Annotated in this window: 22 protein-coding genes and 1 other RNA gene; 21 read left to right on the top strand and 2 right to left on the bottom strand. The window is 36.8% G+C overall.

Annotated elements, in window-relative coordinates; genetic code table 11:
* The first annotated feature begins 74 nt into the window (after nucleotides 1-74).
* The 16 genes from DW761_RS17500 to nth all read left to right on the top strand — a co-directional run bounded on the left by DW761_RS17500 (nucleotide 75) and on the right by nth (nucleotide 11,757).
* On the top strand, nucleotides 75-809 hold the full coding sequence (locus DW761_RS17500; RefSeq protein ID WP_158553842.1) for a sigma-E processing peptidase SpoIIGA: 735 nt from the start codon (nucleotides 75-77) through the stop codon (nucleotides 807-809).
* Complete coding sequence (gene sigK / locus DW761_RS17505) at nucleotides 809-1,516, top strand: RNA polymerase sporulation sigma factor SigK (RefSeq protein WP_178695117.1); 708 nt, start codon at nucleotides 809-811, stop codon at nucleotides 1,514-1,516. The genes DW761_RS17500 and sigK overlap by 1 nt, the downstream gene beginning before the upstream one ends.
* Nucleotides 1,517-1,746: 230 nt before the next feature.
* Entirely contained in the window at nucleotides 1,747-3,345 is a 1,599-nt protein-coding gene (locus tag DW761_RS17510; RefSeq protein ID WP_117518922.1) for a maltose/glucose-specific PTS transporter subunit IIC, read from the top strand.
* A gap of 12 nt (nucleotides 3,346-3,357) precedes the next feature.
* Nucleotides 3,358-3,783, top strand: coding sequence for an RDD family protein (locus DW761_RS17515; protein WP_117518923.1), 426 nt, complete (start codon nucleotides 3,358-3,360; stop codon nucleotides 3,781-3,783).
* 4 nt (nucleotides 3,784-3,787) lie between these two features.
* Complete coding sequence (locus DW761_RS17520) at nucleotides 3,788-4,261, top strand: PTS sugar transporter subunit IIA (protein ID WP_117518924.1); 474 nt, start codon at nucleotides 3,788-3,790, stop codon at nucleotides 4,259-4,261.
* A 43-nt stretch (nucleotides 4,262-4,304) separates the two neighbouring features.
* A complete protein-coding gene (locus tag DW761_RS17525; protein ID WP_117518925.1) occupies nucleotides 4,305-5,144 on the top strand; it encodes a PRD domain-containing protein in 840 nt (279 codons plus the stop codon).
* A 246-nt stretch (nucleotides 5,145-5,390) separates the two neighbouring features.
* Nucleotides 5,391-5,915, top strand: coding sequence for a YqeG family HAD IIIA-type phosphatase (locus DW761_RS17530; protein ID WP_117452274.1), 525 nt, complete (start codon nucleotides 5,391-5,393; stop codon nucleotides 5,913-5,915).
* Nucleotides 5,908-6,987: a ribosome biogenesis GTPase YqeH gene (yqeH, locus tag DW761_RS17535; RefSeq protein WP_117452272.1), complete on the top strand. Its 1,080-nt coding sequence runs from the start codon at nucleotides 5,908-5,910 to the stop codon at nucleotides 6,985-6,987. The genes DW761_RS17530 and yqeH overlap by 8 nt, the downstream gene beginning before the upstream one ends.
* Complete coding sequence (locus DW761_RS17540) at nucleotides 6,987-7,271, top strand: YhbY family RNA-binding protein (RefSeq protein WP_117452270.1); 285 nt, start codon at nucleotides 6,987-6,989, stop codon at nucleotides 7,269-7,271. The genes yqeH and DW761_RS17540 overlap by 1 nt, the downstream gene beginning before the upstream one ends.
* A 4-nt stretch (nucleotides 7,272-7,275) precedes the next feature.
* Nucleotides 7,276-8,301, top strand: a complete 1,026-nt coding sequence (gene nadD, locus DW761_RS17545) for a nicotinate (nicotinamide) nucleotide adenylyltransferase (protein ID WP_117518926.1) — start codon at nucleotides 7,276-7,278, stop codon at nucleotides 8,299-8,301.
* A complete protein-coding gene (gene rsfS, locus DW761_RS17550) occupies nucleotides 8,302-8,640 on the top strand; it encodes a ribosome silencing factor (RefSeq protein WP_117452266.1) in 339 nt (112 codons plus the stop codon). It begins immediately after the preceding gene.
* Entirely contained in the window at nucleotides 8,637-9,344 is a 708-nt protein-coding gene (locus DW761_RS17555) for a class I SAM-dependent DNA methyltransferase (RefSeq protein WP_117452264.1), read from the top strand. The genes rsfS and DW761_RS17555 overlap by 4 nt, the downstream gene beginning before the upstream one ends.
* Nucleotides 9,341-10,012: a 5'-methylthioadenosine/adenosylhomocysteine nucleosidase gene (locus tag DW761_RS17560; RefSeq protein WP_117518927.1), complete on the top strand. Its 672-nt coding sequence runs from the start codon at nucleotides 9,341-9,343 to the stop codon at nucleotides 10,010-10,012. The genes DW761_RS17555 and DW761_RS17560 overlap by 4 nt, the downstream gene beginning before the upstream one ends.
* Before the next feature lie 94 nt (nucleotides 10,013-10,106).
* The gene (locus tag DW761_RS17565; protein ID WP_117452260.1) at nucleotides 10,107-10,568 is read left to right on the top strand and encodes a hypothetical protein; all 462 of its coding nucleotides are present in this window, start codon (nucleotides 10,107-10,109) and stop codon (nucleotides 10,566-10,568) included.
* Entirely contained in the window at nucleotides 10,565-11,104 is a 540-nt protein-coding gene (locus DW761_RS17570; protein WP_117452258.1) for a DnaD domain-containing protein, read from the top strand. Before DW761_RS17565 ends, DW761_RS17570 begins: the two co-directional genes overlap by 4 nt.
* Nucleotides 11,104-11,757, top strand: coding sequence for an endonuclease III (gene nth / locus DW761_RS17575; RefSeq protein WP_117518928.1), 654 nt, complete (start codon nucleotides 11,104-11,106; stop codon nucleotides 11,755-11,757). The genes DW761_RS17570 and nth overlap by 1 nt, the downstream gene beginning before the upstream one ends.
* Nucleotides 11,758-11,822: 65 nt before the next feature.
* Here nth and DW761_RS17580 read toward each other — a convergent pair whose 3' ends face one another.
* Together DW761_RS17580 and recU are read right to left on the bottom strand one after the other, a co-directional pair.
* A complete protein-coding gene (locus DW761_RS17580; RefSeq protein WP_158553843.1) occupies nucleotides 11,823-14,561 on the bottom strand; it encodes a transglycosylase domain-containing protein in 2,739 nt (912 codons plus the stop codon).
* Nucleotides 14,545-15,081, bottom strand: a complete 537-nt coding sequence (recU, locus tag DW761_RS17585; RefSeq protein WP_233513127.1) for a Holliday junction resolvase RecU — start codon at nucleotides 15,079-15,081, stop codon at nucleotides 14,545-14,547. Before recU ends, DW761_RS17580 begins: the two co-directional genes overlap by 17 nt.
* 254 nt (nucleotides 15,082-15,335) lie before the next feature.
* Between recU and DW761_RS17590 the strand changes: the two genes are divergently transcribed.
* From DW761_RS17590 to DW761_RS17610, 5 genes are all read left to right on the top strand, one after another.
* Nucleotides 15,336-15,656 (top strand): DivIVA domain-containing protein, encoded by a 321-nt coding sequence (locus DW761_RS17590; protein WP_117452250.1) that lies wholly within the window; start codon nucleotides 15,336-15,338, stop codon nucleotides 15,654-15,656.
* Nucleotides 15,657-15,668: 12 nt separating this feature from the next.
* An RNA gene (gene rnpB / locus DW761_RS17595) (RNase P RNA component class B) lies at nucleotides 15,669-16,014 on the top strand.
* Between the two features lie 150 nt (nucleotides 16,015-16,164).
* Entirely contained in the window at nucleotides 16,165-17,124 is a 960-nt protein-coding gene (locus tag DW761_RS17600) for a helix-turn-helix domain-containing protein (protein ID WP_117518931.1), read from the top strand.
* A 5-nt stretch (nucleotides 17,125-17,129) separates the two neighbouring features.
* Complete coding sequence (gene pgsA / locus DW761_RS17605) at nucleotides 17,130-17,720, top strand: CDP-diacylglycerol--glycerol-3-phosphate 3-phosphatidyltransferase (protein ID WP_117452470.1); 591 nt, start codon at nucleotides 17,130-17,132, stop codon at nucleotides 17,718-17,720.
* A complete protein-coding gene (locus tag DW761_RS17610) occupies nucleotides 17,721-18,176 on the top strand; it encodes a CinA family protein (protein ID WP_117518932.1) in 456 nt (151 codons plus the stop codon).
* Nucleotides 18,177-18,208 lie beyond the last annotated feature (32 nt).

Here is an 18,208-nt window from a genome sequence, read left to right on the forward strand (position 1 = left end):
CGCAAATGTTTCCTTTTTTTCGACAACTTGCCATCCTGCTATCGCTTATAATGCAATAGGAAAGGATGAAGGGTATGGAAGGATATATAGAAGTCAGTTTTCTTTTTTGTTTTCTTACCATCTATTTATCGGTGAAGCTTGCTTGCTTCAGCTGTATGAAGATGATCAATAAAAAACAGATACTGTTCTATAGTGCCATCACAGCAATCCATGGATGTCTGTTTTTTGATAACGCATGGATATGTTTGATTATATGGGAGTGGTTGTGCTTTCTTCAGATATTTAAAAGTCGCAGAAAGGTTTATTTTATGGCATATGCTATTCGCGTTCTTCTGTTTTTCAGCGTATTTGCATGGTATCATGGAAGCTTTCATAATGGCATGTATTATCTACCAATTGATGAACATATGTGGATGGTGTGGCTGCTTTATGCATTCCTCTTTTTTATGCTGAAAAGAAAATGGCATACCTTGCTGGCACAGGGCAATTATGTATATCCTGCGACATTATCCTTCGCCGAAAAGAAACTGTATATCAAAGGGTATCTGGACAGTGGCAACTTGCTTCGTCATAAAGATTTGCCGGTTGTTTTTCTGGATGCGAAATATGCGTCATATTTTGATGAAAAAAACATAGAATTGGTAGTAATGGATACCATACAGAAAACAGGCATGATGCAGTGTATGAAAGCACAGCTTTACATGGAAGGAGCTGGTACACAGCCAGTATATGTCAGCTTTGCGAAAACATTGCATTTACCTTTTGATTGTGAGGTACTCTTAAACATGAACGTGATGACGTTGGGGTGATGAACATGAAAAGACTATGGAAGTTATGGAAACTGCTGTTTGGAAAAGAAACAGCAATGGATGTATTTTACATCCAGGGAAGTGATGTATTACCCAAGCCTTTAAGCAAGGAAGAAGAAACAGCCGCATTGATTGCATTGGAAGATGGAGATGAGGAAGCAAGAAACACATTGATTGAGCATAATCTAAGACTTGTTGTTTACATAGCAAAACGCTATGAAACCAATCCGATTTTTATGGAAGATCTGATCAGTATTGGTTCGATTGGACTAATCAAGGCAGTCAACACTTTTAAACGAGATAAAAACATTAAACTGGTCACATATGCCTCCCGATGTATTGAAAATGAGATCTTGATGTTTTTACGTAAAAAAAGCAGAAGGAAAGTGGAAGTTAGTTTTGATGAACCTTTGAATGTGGATTATGATGGCAATGAACTATTGTTGAGTGATATTCTGGGTACCGATGATGATCTAGTCACAAAGGAATTTGAAAAGAATGAAAATAAGCGGGAACTGATTGCCGCCATGAGCACCTTAAAGGAGCGAGAACGTATGATTCTACAAATGCGTTATGGTATTGAGCATGAAGAACTGACGCAAAAAGATATCGCTCAAAGACTTGGCATATCACAATCATATATCTCCCGTTTAGAAAAACGTATCTTAAAGAAATTGAAGGTACAGATGAAGCAAAATCAAAGATAAACAAATAAAAAAATTAAAAAATGTATTGACAGCAACCGCTTACAGTGATAAACTGAGAATGTAAAAATTGAACGGAACGTGTGTTACTGGTAAAGCAGGCATTAACGATTAAAGCATGATACAAAGGATATTTGTATATGTGGAGAAGTTAGTGCCTTTTTTGTTGGATTGCGCGCGTTCAACAGGGCACCCGTCAGTTTTACTTGATAAAATAAAAGGAGAAAAAAGTTATGAAAGATAAAATTTTCGGTGTTCTGCAACGTGTAGGTAGAAGCTTCATGCTTCCAATCGCAATTCTTCCAGTTGCTGGTTTATTCTTGGGAATCGGTGGTTCCTTTACAAATGCAACTATGATTTCTGCGTATCATTTAGAATCCATCTTAGGTCCTGGTACCTTCTTATATGCAATTTTGACAGTTATGAGTAAAGCCGGAGATATCGTATTTGCGAATCTTCCAATCATCTTCGCAATGGGTGTTGCCATCGGTATGGCAAAGAAAGAAAAAGAAGTAGCAGCACTTGCTGGTGCAATCGGCTTCTTCATTATGCATACAGCCATTGGTGCTATGTTAGATATCACTGGTGCTGCCGCAACAATGCCTAATGGTTCTGTTACACAGGTTGTAGGTATTACATCCTTACAGATGGGTGTCTTTGGTGGTATCATCGTTGGTCTGGGTGTTGCTGCATTACACAATAAATTCTATAAAATCAAACTGCCTCAGGTATTAAGCTTCTTTGGCGGTACACGTTTTGTGCCAATCATCACAGCAGTTGTATATTTGTTTGTAGGTATCGCCATGTTCTATATCTGGCCATTCATTCAGGAAGGCATTTATGCAATCGGTGATGTTGTACGAGGTTCAGGTTACTTTGGAACCTTCATCTATGGTGTTATGGAACGTGCATTGATTCCATTTGGTTTGCATCATGTATTCTATCTTCCATTCTGGCAGACAGGTGTTGGTGGTACAATGATGGTTGCTGGCAAAACAATCGAAGGTGCACAAAATATCTTCTTTGCTCAATTAGCTGATCCTAATACAGTTAAATTCTCAGTAGAAGCTACTCGCTTCATGTCTGGTAAATTCCCATTAATGATCTTTGGACTTCCAGGTGCTGCTCTTGCAATGTATCGTTGTGCAAAACCTGAAAAAAGAAATGTGGTTGGTGGTTTATTGATTTCCGCTGCCTTAACAAGTATGTTGACAGGTATTACAGAGCCATTAGAATTCACCTTCTTATTCGTCGCACCACTTCTGTATATCATGCACTGTGTATTAGCAGGACTTGCCTATATGTTAATGCATATTTTCCAGGTAGGTGTTGGTATGACATTTTCTGGTGGCTTGATCGATATGTTCTTATTTGGTATCCTGCAGGGTAATGATAAGACAAACTGGATCTGGATCGTAATCGTTGGTATTGTTTACTTTATCGTATATTACTTCCTGTTCACTTTCGTTATCAAAAAGATGAATTTAAAAACACCTGGCAGAGAAGATGACAATGAAGAAACAAAACTATATACTCGTGCAGATGTAAATGCGAGAAAAGAAACATCTACTACATCAGGAAAAGCAGATGAAAACAGTGTTTCTGCTATGATCTGTGATGGCTTGGGTGGAAAAGACAACATCTCTGATGTAGATTGCTGTGCTACCCGTTTACGTACAACTGTAAAAAATCCTGACCTTGTAAAAGAAGATGTCTTAAAAGCAAGCGGTGCTGCCGGTGTCATTAAAAAAGGCAATGGTATCCAGGTCATTTATGGGCCAAGAGTTACTGTGATTAAATCAGACTTAGAAGATTATTTATCAAAATTATAGGAGGAATCACGTATGAAGCTATATTTGAAACGCATGTGCGCTTATGCAGTAGATTTATTGATCACTGCGGTTGTATTAAACATCTTTCTGTTTTCCTATCAGGTATTTCAACTAGATCCACAAATGGCAGTCAAAGGTAATTATATGCTGTTGTGTGCAGTTTTAAGTATATTGTTTCTATTCATTTATATCCCAACCAAACAAAATGGGCAAACGATTGGGAAAATGCTGTTTCATTTACGTGTCGTAAATACAAACGGACAAAAACGTACATGGTTTCAAAGCTTCCTGCGTGAATGTGTATTAAAGTTTTCATTCATTGTATTCTTGATTCCTATGGATATCGTGTATACAATCATGGAAAGCATTCGTCAAAGAAAATTTATAATCTGTATCGGGCATGATGCATTATTGAATACTGAAGTATTAGGAGGATAAAGATATGGGATTATTTAACAGAGGTAAAAAAACAATTGAACTACAGGCAATCTGTCAAGGTGAAGTAAAAGATATTATCGAAGCCAGTGATGCGGTGTTTTCTCAAAAGATGATGGGAGATGGTGTGATGGTTATTCCAGAAAGCGGGGATATCTATGCGCCATGTGATGCCACTATCGCTATGGTATTTCCAACCAAACATGCTATGGGTTTAAAATTAAAAGATGGTAGCGAGCTGTTATTGCACTTTGGTATCGATACAGTAAACTTGAATGGAGAAGGTTTTACAGTGTGTGTAAAAGAAGGCGATCAAATCAAAGCTGGTGATGCATTATGGCATGCGGATTTAGCCTATATCAAGGAGCATGCGCCTAGTGAAGCGATGATGATCGTAGTAACTTCACTTGCGGATGGAAAAACGATAGAAAAAGTACTTGGCAACAAAAAAACAGGCGAAAAGTTTTTGGAAATTCGTTAAACCGTGTTACAATAAATACGTAAGGTAGGGAAGGAAGTGTCATATGTATCAGATACAAAGAGTTCTAAATAATAATAGTGTACTGGTATGTGATGAGCATCAGGAACAGATCATCTTTGTGGGTAAAGGGATTGGTTTTCATCGCAAACCGAATGAATCCTTTCAATATGAAGACTGGATGGATGTCTTTCGCTTTTCAAAGAAAACAGAAAAGGGCGATGCCATGGAAATTATTGAAAGTGTGGATCCTGTGTTCATTGAAGCAGCTGCCGCTATCATTCATGAGGCACAAAAGGTGTTTGAAAAGGTGGATACCAATATATTGTTGCCATTAGCTGATCATATTGCCTTTTCCTATGAACGTATCAAATCAAACATGGTGATTTCAAATCCATTCGCAAATGAAATCCGCTTACTGTTCAATGATGAATATGAGGTTGCTTTAAAAGGCAAAGATATCATTAAGCAAAAGTGCGGTTTTGAGATCAATGAAGATGAAATCGGCTATATTACATTGCATGTTCATTCAGCAGCGTGTTCAGAAAAAGTGCCAGAATCCATGCAGGCTGCCATCATCATCAAAGAAAGCATTGAACAGGTAGAAAAAGATTTCCATATCCGTATTGATGTAAATTCTATGTCTTATATCCGATTGATGAATCATATGAAATTTCTGTTATGGCGCTTACAGACAGGTGAAAAGCTACAGGTAGATTTAAGTGATTTTGTGGCTGAAAAATTTCCGTATGCGTATCAGACCGCAGAAAAAATTTGTAAAGATTTATCAAAAGCATTAAAAAAGGAATTAAGTGAAGTAGAAATTGGTTATCTTGCGATTCATATCGAACGAATTAAATCAAGTGAATTAGAAAAAATAAAGTAAAAAGTCAGTTATACAGAAGGAATGGTTTCTGTATAACTGTTTTTTTTAATGGAATTCTTTATCTATTTCAAAATCAAAACACCTGTGAATAAGATATCCTTCTTTTACATTTACAGGATAAATGCAAGAGGGTGAAATATCCACCGTTTGTACTGTAAATAATTATAAAAAGCTTTTGGTTTTCTGCTATTCATTATTAGAAAAATATGATAAACTAATACTGATGTTTTTAAAGGAGTTGGACCTATGTTAGGATTATTTACCCCCAATTATTATATACATCGATTCAATGCATTACGTCCTGCATATCTAAAGGAACATGGTATTGAGCTTTTGGTGTGTGATATAGACAATACCCTTGTGGCGCATGATATTGCAGTACCTGATCAGGATGTATTGGATTTTCTTACAGCGATAAAAGAAGCAGGCATACAAATTGTATTTATTTCCAATAATGTAGAAGAGCGTGTCGCAACATTTGCGAAAGGATTAGATATTCCCTATTATCCTTTTGCGTTAAAACCACTTCCTAAAACTTATTGGAAGATGCTGAAGGATTATAAAATAAATAAAAAACATGTCGCAGTTCTTGGCGATCAGCTGATGACAGATATTTTGGGTGCTAACTTTGTAGGCTTGCATACCATCTTGACTGCACCAGTTGTGGAACGTGATCTGGCATGTACAAAAATCAATCGTAAGTTTGAAAATATGGTATTTAAATTATTGAAGAAAACAAAGCGATTGACGAAAGGAGTCTATCATGAGTAAAAAATGTAAGGGCTGTGGTGTTACATTACAGACAACAGATAAAAACAGTATTGGATATACACCGAAAGCAGATGCGGATTATTGTCAGCGTTGTTTTCGTATCCGTCATTATGATGATGTGACCATCAGTATGAAGCAGGGCGTTGATGGTGATCAGGTGCTGGCACAAATTGCGCAAAAAGATGCTTTGATTGTTTGGGTTGTGGATCTGTTTGATTTTGAGGCAAATTTGATATCTGGATTAAATCGTCACTTGTTAGGGAAAGATATTATCATGGTGGCGACAAAACGCGACTTGCTGCCAGAAACTGTTGGTAATGAAAAATTAGGGCAGTTTATCTTATCCCGATTGAAAGAAAACGGCATTATTGTACAGGGAATTGTTATTTGTGGTGATTTAGCAAAGCATGCAAAACGTGAAGATAACGCTTCTGTAGAAGAAGTAGAATATGCAATCGATCAATATCGTCATGGCAGAGATGTTGTGGTTATGGGAATGGCAAATGCCGGCAAGAGTACATTATTAAATGCAATCTGCGATAATCAGGAGTTAACAACTTCTCGTCATCCTGGTACCACACTTGATTTTAATGAAATTGAAATGGATGGATATACTTTGTATGATACACCGGGTATTACACGTATGGATAGTATTTTAACCCATGTGGATGATGACTTGTTGAAAACAGTGATTCCGTTAAAACCATTAAAGGCAAGAAATTATCAGTTGTATGAAGATCAGACATTATCCATTGGTGGACTGGTTCGTTTAGATTTGATAGGTTGTGAACAGGTAAGCTGTGTTTGTTACTTTTCTGAACGATTAAAGATTCATCGTAGTAAACAGGCTAAAGCAAATCAGTTATGGAGTGAGCATATCGGGGAATTATTATCTCCGGCGATGTGTGACAACTATACAGAAATGAAAACTTTTGAATTACATGACATTCATGAAAAAACGGATGTAGTAATTCATGGACTTGGATGGTTTTGTATCAGTGGACATGTAGAACATATAAAAGTATTTGTACCTGCGCAAAGCAGTGTAACATTTAGAAAGGCGATGATTTAATGTTAACAGGAAAACAAAAAAGCGAATTAAGAGGAATTGCACAGACAAAAAAAGCATTGTTTCAGATTGGTAAAGATGCAATATCAGAAAATATGGTAAAAACCATTGGTGATTCATTAGAAGCACACGAATTAGTAAAAATCAATTTATTAAAAACCTGTGCGTTAAGTGCAAATGAGGCAGCTATCGAATTAAGTGCTGCAACACATAGTGAAGTAGTACAGGTAATTGGCCGTACATTCACTTTATATCGTAGAAGTAAGAAAAATAAACTGGGGATGTAGTCTTATGAGAATTGCGGTGTTAGGCGGAAGCTTTGATCCCATTCATAAAGGACATATTCAGATTGCGAAAATGGCGTTGAAAAAAATGCGAATTGATCAAGTTTGGTTCATGCCGGCAAAAGACGCCCCATTAAAGGATCATCAAAGTGTATCTTTTTATGATCGCTGTCAGATGGTCAGATGTGCCATACGACCATATCGTCATATGAAGCTTTGTACCTTGGAAGGCGAGCGAAGTGAAAAATCTTATACGATTGATACAGTAAAAGAATTAAAACGACGTTATCCTAACGATGAATTCTGCTGGCTGATTGGAGATGATCAGGCAAAACAGTTTTCTGCATGGAAGGATCATGAACAATTATTGAAAGAAATCGACTTTTATGTATTCTCAAGAGAAAAAGATATGGAATTAGATGAACGTTTTCATCGGGTGACGATGCCTTTAATCGATGTATCCTCTTCACAGATACGTGAAGGAAAAAAACTATATCAGCTTTGTAAGAGTGCACGTATATACATGGCAAAGCATGGGTTGTATTTTGACTTGATTACAGCAGCACACATGAGTGAAAAGCGATATCGGCACTCTTTATCTGTCGCAGATTTATGCGTGGAATTGGCAAGGGCACATGGATTAGATGAAAAGAAAGCCTATATGGCTGGCTTGATTCATGATGTGTGTAAACAAATGCCAGTTGATCAACAGCGTATTTGGATGAAGTATCATTTGCCACAGTTTTTAGATGAAGCAAGTGCTATCTGGCATGGATATATTGGCGCATATTATGCAAAACACACATTGTATGTAACGGATAAAGATGTAATTCACAGTATTTATCATCATGTCAAAGGAAGAAATATCAACGATTATGAAAGGATTTTGTTTATTGCGGATAAATTGGATCCTTCTCGTGGATATGATTCTTCAAAAGAAATCAAAATTAGTAAACAGAATTTAAAAAAAGGCTATGAAGTTGTGAAACAACAACAGCAGGAATATCTGAAGAAAGAAGGGAGTATTGCCTAAATGAGCGAAATGTTAGAAGTATTAAGAAAAGCAATCGATGAAAAAAAAGGAGAACGTACCATCATTTATGAATTCAGTTCTTTGAATCCATTTATTGATCATGTCATTATTACCGAAGCAAGCAATCTGCGTCAGGTCTATGCCATCGCAAGTAATATTGTGGATCGTATGAAAGAACATAATTTCCCTGTAAGAAGCATGGAAGGGGATAAGGACAGCCGCTGGGTCTTAGTAGATTTACATAGTGTGATCGTACATGTGTTCTTAGATGAAGAACGTGATCATTTCCAATTGGAAAAATTATATGCGGATTTACCTTGTGAGGACTTTTCTTTATGATGTATCAGGTACTTGCCAAGTATTATGATGCATTGGTCAAGGACGATGAAGCAACAGCTGCATGGGTGGATCTAATCAAAGCACATATGCCAAAAGGCGATATTATGGAGCTGGCATGTGGAAGTGGTGAAATCACAATTGCACTTTCTAAAGAAGGCTATCATGTATCTGCTAGTGATTTGAGTCAGGATATGATCAATGCCGCAAAGTCAAAACCGGGAAGTGAAGCAATCAGCTGGTCTGTAATGGACATGAGTGAATTTGAAGATGAACATACCTATGATGGTATTCTTTGCTTGTGTGACAGCTTTAATTATCTGTTAAGTGATGAACAGGTAGATCATATGTTTACAAAGGTCTATGAACATCTGCGTGAGCATGGTGTTTTCATTATGGATATGCACTCCATGGATCGTTTAGATGAATTTGAAGAAGAATACAATGAAGCAGGCAAAATCATGTCACATGAATATCAGTGGACAATTTATGCAGTAGAAGATCGAATCTATCAAAATTTTGCTTTTTACGATGAAGAAGGCAGAGTTACATTGGAACAGCATATCCAAAGAGTATATGATCCATTGGATATCAAGACACGTTTAGAGAAAACAGGCTTTCAGGTAGAAATTTATACGGATTTTACAGAAGAAGGAATCTGTGAAGGTGAGAAACAGTTTTTTATCTGTAGGAAGGAGTCATTATGATTGCAGTCATTGCGGCTATGGATTCAGAAGTTTCCGCAATCGTATCAAAAATGAATGCAGAAGCTAAAAAAATACAAGGCATTGAATTTTATGAAGGAACATTAGAAAATAAAGATGTTGTGGTCATGAAAAGCGGTGTTGGAAAAGGCAATGCAGCGATGTCCACAACGATTTTACTGGAGCATTACCCAGTAGAGCAGATTGTTAATATCGGGACTGCTGGTGGCTTAAAAGAAAATGAAAACATTTTAGATGCAGTTTTAAGTGAACGTGTTGTTCAACATGATTTTGATACCAGTCCCATTGATGGAGAAGCAGGAATTGGTCTATACTATGATGCTGATCCAAAACTTTTAGCAATTTGTGAAGCAGCGTTAAGAGGCTTAGCTGTGACAGTACACAAAGGCCTTGTGGCAAGTGGAGATCAATTTATAGCGGGGGAAGCGACAAAGAATTTATGCGATAAATTTCCAGATGCTATGTGTGCAGAAATGGAAGCTGGCGCTATTGCGCAGGTTAGCGCACATTATCAGGTACCATTTGTAATCTTAAGATCATTATCAGATGTCGCATGTAAACCTGATTCTCATATGGATTTTCAAGAATATGTAAAACATGCAAGTGAGCGAAGTGCAATGTTTACACAAGAACTAATGCGAAGATTATAATTCGCATTTTTTTATATCCTGAATTGCGGTGGATATAAAGACAAAAAGCGAAAAATTGTGTATAATAATACCATATGTGAAAGGAGTTCTTTTCATGAAATTTAATGGAAAATCAATAGCATTTACCACTTTGCTGGTAATCATATTACTGGCAGTGATTTTTATAGAAATCGCATTATTTATTACTGGTCCATCTGCCAAATATGATGCGAAAGTTGAAAAACAAATACAAAATATACAAAAAAACTATGAGAAAATTGAAAATATACAGCGTCATGTATTCCACTATATCATTTATATTGGAGAAGATGAGGATAATATCGTTTGGTTTAACGAAGAAGGTAAGCCAATCGTTACCAAAGAAAAAGCTACTTTACAAAAAGATAAGGCTGCGCAAGAAGCACAAAAACTATATGGCTGGAAAGATGTAAAAGTAACGCTTGGATATGGTTATGATCAGCCAGTATATGTAATAGAAGCAAATAACTGTGAAGTTTTATTAGATTATGATACCTTAAAGGTGGTATATTATCTGGATAAGGATGTGAAGTCATGAATACAAAGTGGTATAAAGAAAAATTTATCAACCGGAGAAACTGGATATTGGATCATTTAGATGAATTAAGTGTAAGTGCAGAAGAAACCCTCGTATTGTTGCTGATTGATTTTATGAATGAATATCAAATTAGTGTATCGCATCAGGTATTAGCAAAAAAACTGAAAAAAAGTGATGATGAAATTGATGATATTTTATCAAGACTTAGCGCAAAAGGTTTTTTGAATCTGGAACTAAGAGATGGAAGAATCATTTTTGAAATCGATGGGATTTTTGAAGGTGAACAAGAAAAGCCAATCGCTATGGATACTTCCTTGTTTGATCAATATGAAACAGAATTTGGCAGACCATTATCCCAAATGGAAATGCAGCGACTGGCAGAATGGACAAATACATATCATCAGAAAATGATTATTTATGCATTACGTGAAGCGCTTACCTATGATAAGAAAAGCTTTGATTATATCGAGCGTATTTTGATTGAGTGGAAGAAGCGAGGCTTAACACCAGAAGAATACGAGGAAGGGAAACGATAATGACAACGGATGAAATTTTAGATATTTTAGAAGAAATGTTTCCAAATGCAGAATGCGAATTGATTCATAAAAATGCTTTTGAATTATTGATTGCGGTGGTATTGTCTGCACAGACTACCGATGCATCCGTAAACAAAATAACTCCGGGTTTATTTGAAGCATTTCCTACACCGCAGGCATTAGCAGATGCAGATATTAAAGATGTAGAAAATAAGATTAGAAGAATTGGATTGTATCGTAATAAAGCACATTCTATCAAAGAATTAAGCAGAGCGCTGGTAGAGAACTTTGATGGTGTGGTACCAGAAACGATGAAAGAACTGACAAGTCTTGCAGGTGTTGGTCGTAAGACAGCCAATGTTGTACGCAGTGTCTGCTTTGATATCCCTAGCATTGCCGTGGATACCCATGTAGAGCGGATTAGCAAACGTTTAGGACTTGCCAAGCCACAAGACAGTGTAGAAAAAGTTGAAGAAAAGTTAAAACGAAAAATCAAAAGAGAACGCTGGAATCGTGCACATCATTTATTTATCTTTTTTGGAAGATATCATTGTACTGCCAGAAATCCTAAATGTGAGAGCTGTCCTTTTCAATCATTCTGTAAGAAAGACAAGCTAGAAGCATATAAGAGTAAATTAAAGGTAAAATCTTGATTTACTCTTTTTTTTCACAAAGAAAAAGGGAAGCGCGAAATTGCGTTTCCCAAATTTTTTAATCCTTACGGAGCAGGTGTTTCACCTTGATTGTCTGCAGGTGGTGTTGGTGCTTCCGGTGTATTTTTTACCAATCCATTTACTGCATTCTGCAGGTTGTTTAATGCCTGATCAACTTCTGCTTGAGTAGCACTTGTGTTATCCATGACAATTTTTGCAGCCTGTCTTGCGGAATCAAGTGCCAGCCAGCTTTCTGGAGTATATTCTGTATTATTCAGGGCAGATGCACTTTGATATAATGAATTTAATGAATCTTTGCTAACGGCAGCAGTTGCTGAGATTTCTACACACTTCTCATTTGATTTTGCTTTCGCATCATCAGAATTCTTGTACTGATAGAAGCCACAAACTTTTCCAGTTTTTCCTTCAGGAATAGCACCAGATATTCTACCAGTTGTCGATGTGTAAGTTTCCTGTTTTGTTACACTGCCATCAACTGTAATCACAACTTTATAAACAATGTCACCATACATCTTAATCATATCACTGTTCTTATCACCAGGATAAGCACCGAATGTGAAGTCGATATCTGTTCCTGCAGCATTTGCTTTTGTAACAACAAAGTTCACAAGATTAGATGGTGGAGTAATGGTAGCATTTTCTAAATTCTTCGCATATTCAGATTTGATCAATCCAGAGATTGCATCTTTTGCACCTTTTGGCGCAAGCTTGTAAGGATACATACCTTTCATAACAGTGATATCGGATAAGCCACTTGGTCTTTGTATTGGACCAGCGCCTCTTGATACAGTTTTTAACATCGTACTACAAATCTTTCCAGGTGTTCTTGTTGCTAATAAATCTTCATAGCTAATATAAGTGGTTCCTGTTTCAGCACCTCCATCAAAGCCTGTCCATGTCGCACATACATAATTGCTTGTATAGCCAATCATCCAGTTATCTTTGATAGCCATAGGTTCTATACCATAACTGTTTTCACCCCAGTTTGTTGTACCTGTTTTACCATATGCAGTATAAGAAGAATCTAACAGATCTCGAAGGAATGCACCCTGTACACTGTATTTTCCACTTACCGCTTTATTTAACAGATCACTCATCATATAAGCTGCCTGTGGTGACATGATAGAAGTCTTTTCATATTTAGGATCAAGGATTTTACTGCCATCTTTGAATTCTACTTTTGTGACCATATGTGGCTCTATATAATATCCACCATTCGCAAATGAGGCATAAGCCGCAGCCATTTGCGTAGGGGAAGCTTCCATTTCTGAACTACCTATACCAAATTGTGTATTAAAATTTTCTGTGGTTATATTGTTAAATCCAGCTTTATTCATATATTCTACAACACCATCTACACCAATTTTTCCGATGATTGCTTGTAAAGATTTAATTGCTGGTGGGTTAAATGATTCTGTGATTGCCTGTTCCATAGAAACTTCTCCATGGTATTTACCATCAGCATTTACTAGATTATAACCACCCATATCCACTGCTTCATCTTTTAATGTGTGAGCTGTAGACCAGCCTAATTTATCAAATGTCAATGCATAATCTAATACCGGCTTGATACTGGAACCAGGCTGTCTTGGTTCAATAGACATATCTTTCCAGTTGCCGCTTGCATAATCTACATTTAAACCAGGTCCGATTGCAACGATTTCACCTGTCTGGTTGTTCATCATTGTGAAACCAAACTGATAATACTTGTTGTCTAATAAGGTTAATCCTTCACCAGAACAAAGCTTTGTTGCCTGTTCCTGTGCATCTAAATCAATAGAAGTATAAATCTTCATCGGTGTGGTATAAGGATCTTGTCCAGTTAATTTCTGTACTTCTTTTGCGACTTGATTGGTAATGGCGTTGAAAGAAGAATCATCAGATGATGAGCTGCCACCTGCTAACTGGAATGCCAGTTTCGTGGACTTAGCTAAAGCTGCTTCTTCTTTTGTGATATAGCCATGATTGACCATCATATCCAATGTTTCATTACGTCTGTTGGTTGCGGCTTTATAATAATTGACATTACCCACAACACCGTTATAAGGGTTAAAGGCATTTGGCGCATTGATGACACCGGCTAAGAATGCACTTTCACTTAGATTTAACTCTTCTACATTTTTGCCAAAGTAATATTGAGCTCCCTTTTGAATACCACGTGCATGCTGACCAAAGTTGATCTGATTTAGATAAGCAGTGATGATATACTCTTTACTTACATCATTATCTAATGCCATACTCAGATAGATTTCTTTGATCTTACTGACGATTTTATCCAGACTGCTGTAAGTTACACCATTCTTCTTATCTTCTTCCTCTTTTGGCTTGATAATATAGTTATCAATTGTCTGCATCGTTAATGTAGAACCACCCTGAGATAAATCTTTATTTTTCAGGTTGTTCATGGCACTACTGATGAAACGTGGAAGGTCAAAACCATTGTGTGAATAGAAACGGCTGTCCTCAATCGCCAAAAAAGCATCGATTGTGACCTGTGGAATCTGTTCATAGGTAATAACTTCACGACTTTCTCCACCAATTTCATTCATTAATACTTGTTTGCCATTTCTTACCCCATATATTTCTGATGGTTCCTTGCTTACAATTTTTGATGGAAGATCTTTGGTTTCTACTTCAGATACAATTTTAGCAAATACACCAAATACACTTACACCGCCAATTAATACCAGCGCCAGAAAAACAATGATCACACGATCAAGTATGCTTCTTCTGGGTTTTTTCTTTTTAACAGTTTTCTGTTTGTTATCAGGATTCTTTTCCATATGATTCCTCCTCTTTGAAGTATATTGCATCAACATTGTCCAGATAGCGAAGTCTTGGTGTTAGACTTTCTTTGATTAAAGAGCCACATTGCTGAACATCTTGATAAGTGATTGATTTTTTCCCTTCATCCCACATTCTGATGATGATTCCCGCATCAATCAGGAATGTTTGCCCATAAGATGTGAAACGGATAATAAAAAATCCAATTCCCTTATGATAGAGAACCTTGCGCAGATGCTCTATCTGATGCTTATGTATACTTTTAAATGGGAAAGACGTTTTTGACTTTGTTTCTTTTGCCTCAAAATCGATCGGTTTCCCGCGATAGATGCCATTGTAATCTGTTGTACTTGGCGTTTTATAATACGCTTCACAGATCCTGGCGGCACTTCGTGCAGGATACTCCACTTTTACCACCTGAATCGGTGTCGGCTTTTTATGAATCAGGGCACGATCAACATGTTCATAGTACGTATTGGAATCATTGAGATCTTTTTCAAGATTCATCCCACGTCCCATATGATTATCGCTTTTTTGTACCGGCTGTTCCATTTGTTTTCTATTTGGATATCCTATCAATACTATCACCATTTCTTATTATATACAATTTCACTTTTAATTTCCATAGTTAAACGAAATTCATGTGATTTTAAGAATCCTGTAAGAATTGGGAAAAACCACTTGGCAAAGATGAAAAGAAATGCAGAAATCTAAAATTTCACTTGCAATTTGTCATCTTTTTTGAGAAACTATTTAAGTGGAAGGTGAGACAGATGGAAAAAAGATTTAATTTGACTGTACAGGAAGTACTTGATAAACAGTTCAATGTGGACTTTAAGGGATACTCTTCTGTAGAAGTTGATGAATTTCTGGATCTGGTCATTGCAGATTATCAGGAATATGATGAAATGATCTCTACTTTAGGGGATAAACTTCAGGAGTATGAGAAACAGATCAATACATTAAAAGCTAAAATTATTGAATTAGAAGGAAAACAGGATCTGGCGGAGGATGCTTCAGCAATTGCCGGCAGCAATGTGGATATTCTAAAACGTCTGACTCGCTTGGAAAACGCAGTGTTTAAAAAGCAGTAAAGTAAAAACAGTTCATGACGACAGTCGCTGGCCATTATGGCTAGAGGAAAGTCCATGCTCGCACGATCTGCGATGATCGTAGTGTTTGTGCTGGATGAAAAAATAAATCCAGGCAGTGTTAAACTGACGGCTGAAGGATGCCTAAGGCTTCATGCTATGGCATAACTTCTTTAAAAGTGCCACAGAGACGAGCTTTAAGAGAAATCTTAAAGATGGAACGGGTAAACCCCGCAAGCGAGAAACCCAAATTTGGTAGGGGAATCCTTCTTTGGTGAAATGAAACCATTGGGGAACATGAGCAATCATGTAGATAAATGACTGTCACCTTGAAAAAGGCTACAGAACATGGCTTATGAAATGAACTGGTAAAAGCTGTCAGAAGACAGCTTTTTTTCTTACGAAAATTAATGGAAATTTAAGGATATAAGATTTACATATCAAAAAATGAATGCTACAATAATAGAGATTAGCAAATCAGGTCATAGTAATACAGAATAAGAGGTGCTCTATGGAAAACATCGGTAAATTATTGAAAGAAAAAAGATTAGAGCTGGGGTTGACCATTGAAGAAATCAGTGAGAAAACCAGATTAACTACAAAGCATATTAAAGCGCTGGAAGAAGGAGATATTTCATTTTTTAAGAATGATCTTTCATACCTTCGCTTTTTTGTGAAATCCTATTGTGAAGCAGTAGGAATTGATTTTGAAGATGTAAAAGATGATCTTCGTGAATGTGTAGATGACTATACAATGGCATTTACCAATACCATGACGATGGAACATGAGGAAATGGAAAAACGCATTTCTAAAACAGAATTAAGCAAAGTTTCAAAAACTGAAGAAGATGGAAAAAAAGTATTGCATCATGCGCATACAGTGAGAAAGAAAAATAAGAAAAAAATGAAAAAACCTGATTTTTCTTTAGTATCTTTGATTGCTGTAGCAGCAGTTGTTGCAATCATTCTGATGGCGGCATTTGTCATTTATCTAAATTCTAGTAAGAAAGATGATTCTCCGGATGTAAAACCGCCAGTGGCAGATGTACCAAGTGAAGGTGCAACGAATACATATCCAAAAGAAGATGAAAAGCCAAAAGAAGAAGAGAAAAAAGAACTGACGATTACTAAAAATGACGCAACCCACTATACCATCACAGATTATAAAGAAGGCGATGAAATAACGATCGGCACTTTATTTATCGGATGTGATACAGCTTATAGTGTAACGGTTGTAGAAGATGGTAAATCAAATGTTTTAAGTGATCCTGCAGGAATTATTTATTATTCAAAAGATCATGCTGAAAAACCAGTTGATGCGAAAGTGACTGCCAAGAAGGGTACAAAAGTACAACTATACTTTGGACACATTTACAATATTGGTGTAAAAGTGAATGATAAGTCATTAAAAATTGATGAATCTGTGATGTATTCTGGAGGTTCTTATACTCTGGAAATCACGTTTGGGTAATGCGTATGAATCTGCCTAATAAATTATCTATGTTTCGTATCATACTGGTACCGGTAATCGCTGTTTTATATCTGCTGCCTTATGATATGGGCACGCTGGTTTGGGAGTTTCAGGGAGTAAGTGTCAGTGTGGCACCTATGGATCTTGTGGTCTTAGTATTATTTGCCATTGCTTCATTCACAGATTTTCTGGATGGAAATATTGCCAGAAAGAATAATCTTGTGACATCTTTTGGAAAATTCATTGACCCAATTGCGGATAAATTGCTGGTAAACACGATGTTTGTGCTATTTGCAGTGCAGGGTGTTGTCAGTGTGATTCCCGTTATTGTCATGATCTGGAGAGATACAATTGTAGATGGACTTCGTATGAACGCCAGCAAGTCAGGTGTTGTTGTGGCTGCTGGATGGCCGGGTAAAGTAAAAACCGTTTTACAGATGTTTGCGATTATTTTCCTGTTACTACATAATATCCCATTTGCGTTCTTTGAACTGCCTGTTGCGGATATTCTGGTATGGGGAGCAATGATTGCTTCTGTGATTAGTGGAATCAAGTATTTCATGGAATTAAAAGATATCATAATGGAGACGATGTAAATGCAGGAACTGATTGCATTATTGAAAGCAAAAAATTTAACAATAGGAAGCTGTGAAAGCTTTACGGCAGGCTTGTTTTGCGCAAGCCTTGCTTCTGTTTCTGGGGCAAGTGCGGTTTTGAAGGGTGGCGTAGTGACTTATGCAACCTGTATAAAAACGGATGTTGTACATGTAGATAAAAATATCGTTGATACCTATGGGGTCATCAGTAAAGAATGTGCAATAGAAATGGCAAAAAAAGCCCAGCAGCTATTAGATGTGGATATATGTGTTTCTTTTACTGGTAATGCTGGTCCATCAGCAATGGAGGGCAAGCCGGCAGGAGAAGTATATTGTGCAATTGCTTATCATGATGATGTAATTGCTTATCAGCTTCAAATTCAGGAAGAACGAAATAAAGTTCGTGAAGAAGCGGTGCGTTTCATGTGCCAAAAGCTTTGCGAACGCTTATCATAATAAACACTTTAGAAAGGATGACAACGGTAGAA

This window comes from Absiella sp. AM29-15, from assembly GCF_003434225.1.
GTDB classification, from domain to species: domain Bacteria; phylum Bacillota_I; class Bacilli_A; order Erysipelotrichales; family Erysipelotrichaceae; genus Hoskinsella; species Hoskinsella hominis.